Origin of the sequence: Aquidulcibacter sp., assembly GCF_044346625.1 — a bacterium.
Taxonomy (GTDB): Bacteria; Pseudomonadota; Alphaproteobacteria; order Caulobacterales; family Aquidulcibacteraceae; genus Aquidulcibacter.
In genome coordinates, this window is record NZ_JBIIYV010000145.1 from 1 (window position 1) to 3476 (window position 3476).

Below are 3476 nucleotides of genomic sequence, written 5' to 3' on the forward strand. Positions count from 1 at the left end.
GATCGCTCAACGGATTTTGCCAACAGCGGCTAGGTAAGGCGCCTAAATGGTCCAATTGCGGACGATCCGCTATTGGCGTTTGGAACTAAACCTGCACCCCAAAAGTTATCGATGCGGCATCGGTGCCCGGAGGCAGTCAACATGGCGCGCATAAAGCTGGCATTTGTCGTTTTCGCCATTATGGTGATTGCGGCATGGCTGCTCAGCATCAACGTGTCGCTTCTTACAGGCAACTTCTGGTCAGTCCGCGGGCTGCTCGTGCTTCTGACCGGAATTTTAGCCATCGCTTTCATGTCTGCGGCCATTCTGCTGGCGGCAAGGCCGGTGCAGATCGAGGAGGCGTTGGGCGGGCTCGACAAATTTTATCGCTTGCACAAATGGCTGGGTATCGCGGCTGTGACTACCGCGGTCCTCCACTGGTTGTCGGAGAAGGCCCCAAAATGGCTCGTTCAATTGGGCTGGCTCGAACGGCCGAAACGCTCACCCAACGTCGGGGCGGAGCCTCCACCTCTCGAAAGCTATCGGGACCTAGCGGTTGATCTAGGTGAGTGGGCCTTCTATCTGCTCCTCGTGCTGGCCGCGCTCGCCTTGTGGCGGCGGTTTCCGTACCACCTATTCTTCAAAACACACCGCCTAATGGCGCTTGTGTTCCTTGTCTTGTGCTTTCATGCCGTTGCTCTGATACCGTCAAGCTATTGGAGCGCACCGATAGGATGGCTGCTAGTCGCGCTCCTCGGCGCTGCAGCTATTGCCGCTGGACTGTCGATTTTCGGGCGGATCGGCAACTCGCAGCGGTTCACGGGCGAAGTAACAGACTTTCATTTTCACGAGGCCAACTCTGTCTTAAATGTTGGCGTGAAGCTAACCACAGCCTGGCCCGGCCATGCTGCTGGACAGTTCGCATTTTTGAAGTTTGCCGACGGCGAGCAAGCGCACCCTTTCACGATATCCTCAGGCTGGGCCAATACCGGCAGACTGGCTTTCAGCATCAAGGGACTGGGCGACTACACCCGTCGCCTGCCGACCATGATCAAAGTAGGTCAGCCGGTCACGGTGGAAGGGCCCTATGGCCGTTTTGACTTCGGGTCGAGCACGGGTGCCCAGCTCTGGATCGCTGGCGGGGTTGGAATCACGCCCTTCCTCGCCCGAATGGAAGCCATCGCGCTTTCTGGCCAAAAACAGGATGTGGACCTGATCTACTCAACTGGCGCAGCGGATGACGGCTTCATCGATCAAGTTCGCAGCGCCGTCAGCGCGTCGGGCGTGCGCCTGCGTGTTGTGGATACTGGCCAAGAAGGACTTGTCGACTTGACGAAGGTAGCTCGGTGGGTCCCTCATTGGCGCGAGGCGGACGTGTGGTTTTGCGGTCCAGCGAAGTTTGGCGACAGCCTGTTTCAAGCCATGCGCAAGGACGGCCTACCCGACCACCGGTTCCACCGCGAGCTTTTCGACATGCGATAATTTGCAGGCAAAAGAGATCAGTGCCTAAACAGATGCGGCAATCTATCGCATTAGGATTATGCAAAAGGCGTTACATGAATGGCCACGGGTGCTTATGCTGATAGCATGGACAGACTTTCGAAAGATCAAGAGATTATTGCGGCCGCCATTGCGGTCAATGCGCCCTTTGTAGGCCGCCTTCGATCGCGAACCTTGGTCAGTTCGCGCTGGTTTGCTCTGATTGGGCAATTCATCACCGTCTTGGTGGTGCATTTCGGCTTCAAATTCGAATTGCCGTTACTGGCTTGCCTTGTGACGATTGCGGCGAACATCACGCTGAATATCATGATTACCGTTGGCTTGCCGCCACAGCGTTTGGTGCGGCAGTGGGAAGCAGCCGCGCAGCTAACCTTTGACGTGCTGCAATTGGCATTTTTGCTCTATTTGACCGGCGGGATTGCCAATCCATTCTGTCTGCTCTTGATCGCGCCAGCAACGATTGCCGCCTCAACGCTGCAGCCTCGATGGACGCTGAGTATTATTGCCGTAACGGTTTTGAGCGTTTGCGTACTGGCGCTTTATTCCTATCCCCTGCCCTGGCTTCCAGCCGCCACTTTCGAACTTCCAGCCCTGTATCAATTCGCGATGGCGTTTGCGATCATCATCGGCCTGATCTTTACGGCGAGCTATGCTTGGCGTGTGTCCTTGGAAGAGAGCCAGTTGGCAGATGCCCTGATCGCCACCCAAGAAGTGCTGGCGCGCGAACAGAGACTGGCGGCCTTAGGTGGCCTTGCGGCTGCGGCGGCGCATGAGCTTGGTACACCTTTGGCGACCATCCAAGTCACAGCCAAAGAAATGCTGCGGTCATTGCCGCCCAACAGCCTCGACATGGAAGATGCCGAACTCATCTTGTCCCAAGCCCAGCGTTGCCGCGAAATATTGCGCAATCTGACCAATCAGAAAGAAATCCCGGAATCGGTGACCGACACCCTGCCCTTTGGCCAATTGCTGGAGGAAGTGGCGGAGCGGCACCCCGAAATGGGCCAGAAGGCTGTCCTGTTTGATATTCAGGGTCCTGAAGGCATGGGCGAACTGATGGTTATTCGCAAGCCTGCCATCCTCTATGGGCTGGGCAATATGCTGGAGAATGCCATTCAATATGCCAGGCAAGCCGTCACAGTCTCTGCCAAATGGGACGAGCGTAGCGTGCGTATCACCATCACCGATGATGGGCCGGGCTTTGACGAGGCCATTTTGGACCGTTTGGGCGAACCCTATGTGTCCACCAGTCTGCAAGGCTCCGCCTCTGGTAATGGGCGGGAAGGCATGGGGCTTGGCTTCTTCATTGCCAAAACTTTGCTGGAGCGTTCAGGCGGGCAGGTCTCGTTCTGGAATGGCTTAAGGCCAGGAGAGGGTGCCGTGGTTCAAACGGTTTGGCCCTTGTCAGCCATTGCTGCGAAATCCTGACCGTCAGCGAAAAAGGGCCTGCGACGTCTTGTCACTTGCAGATCGATTGGTTTGGGTTCACTAAAAGCTATGGCTGCCGACCCTGTCATCGACGCACTTCCAGATCGCTCCCTCCTCGTGATGGATGATGATGCACCGCTGCGCAATCGCTTGGCCCGCGCGCTGGAGAGCCGCGGCTTTTCGGTCAAGACGGCAGCAGGCGTTGAAGAAGCCCTGATCATCGCCCGCACTGACCCGCCGGCATTTGCCGTTTTGGACTTGCGCCTCGAAGATGGCTCCGGGCTTTCAGTGGTGGAAGAATTGCACGTGCGTCGCCCCGATGCTCGGGTGGTGATGCTAACCGGCTATGGCAATATTGCCACTGCGGTTGCAGCCGTTAAAGCCGGTGCCATTGATTATCTGTCCAAGCCTGCCGACGCTGATGATGTCGTCAAGGCGCTCATGGCGCAAAGCGATCATTTGCCAGACCCCCCTGCCAACCCCATGAGTGCCGACCGGGTACGCTGGGAACATATTCAGCGGGTGTTTGAGCTGTGCGGGCATAATGTGTCTGAAACCGCGCGCCGCTT

At 57.0% G+C, this 3476-nt stretch carries 3 protein-coding genes; all 3 read left to right on the forward strand.

From position 1 onward, the window contains the following. The first annotated feature begins 141 nt into the window (after nt 1-141). Complete coding sequence (locus ACIQ20_RS16200) at nt 142-1461, forward strand: ferric reductase-like transmembrane domain-containing protein (RefSeq protein WP_395782140.1); 1320 nt, start codon at nt 142-144, stop codon at nt 1459-1461. Between the two features lie 78 nt (nt 1462-1539). Then, nucleotides 1540-2907: an ActS/PrrB/RegB family redox-sensitive histidine kinase gene (locus ACIQ20_RS16205; protein ID WP_395782142.1), complete on the forward strand. Its 1368-nt coding sequence runs from the start codon at nt 1540-1542 to the stop codon at nt 2905-2907. A 69-nt stretch (nt 2908-2976) separates the two neighbouring features. After that, on the forward strand, nt 2977-3476 hold a 500-nt coding region (locus ACIQ20_RS16210; RefSeq protein ID WP_395782144.1), incomplete at its 3' end, for an ActR/PrrA/RegA family redox response regulator transcription factor.

Bases quoted from the DNA above. Each gene is read 5' to 3' on its own strand.
- ACIQ20_RS16200 (WP_395782140.1), top strand. From the start codon at position 142: ATGGCGCGCATAAAGCTGGCATTTGTCGTTTTCGCCATTATGGTGATT.
- ACIQ20_RS16205 (WP_395782142.1), top strand. From the start codon at position 1,540: ATGGCCACGGGTGCTTATGCTGATAGCATGGACAGACTTTCGAAAGAT.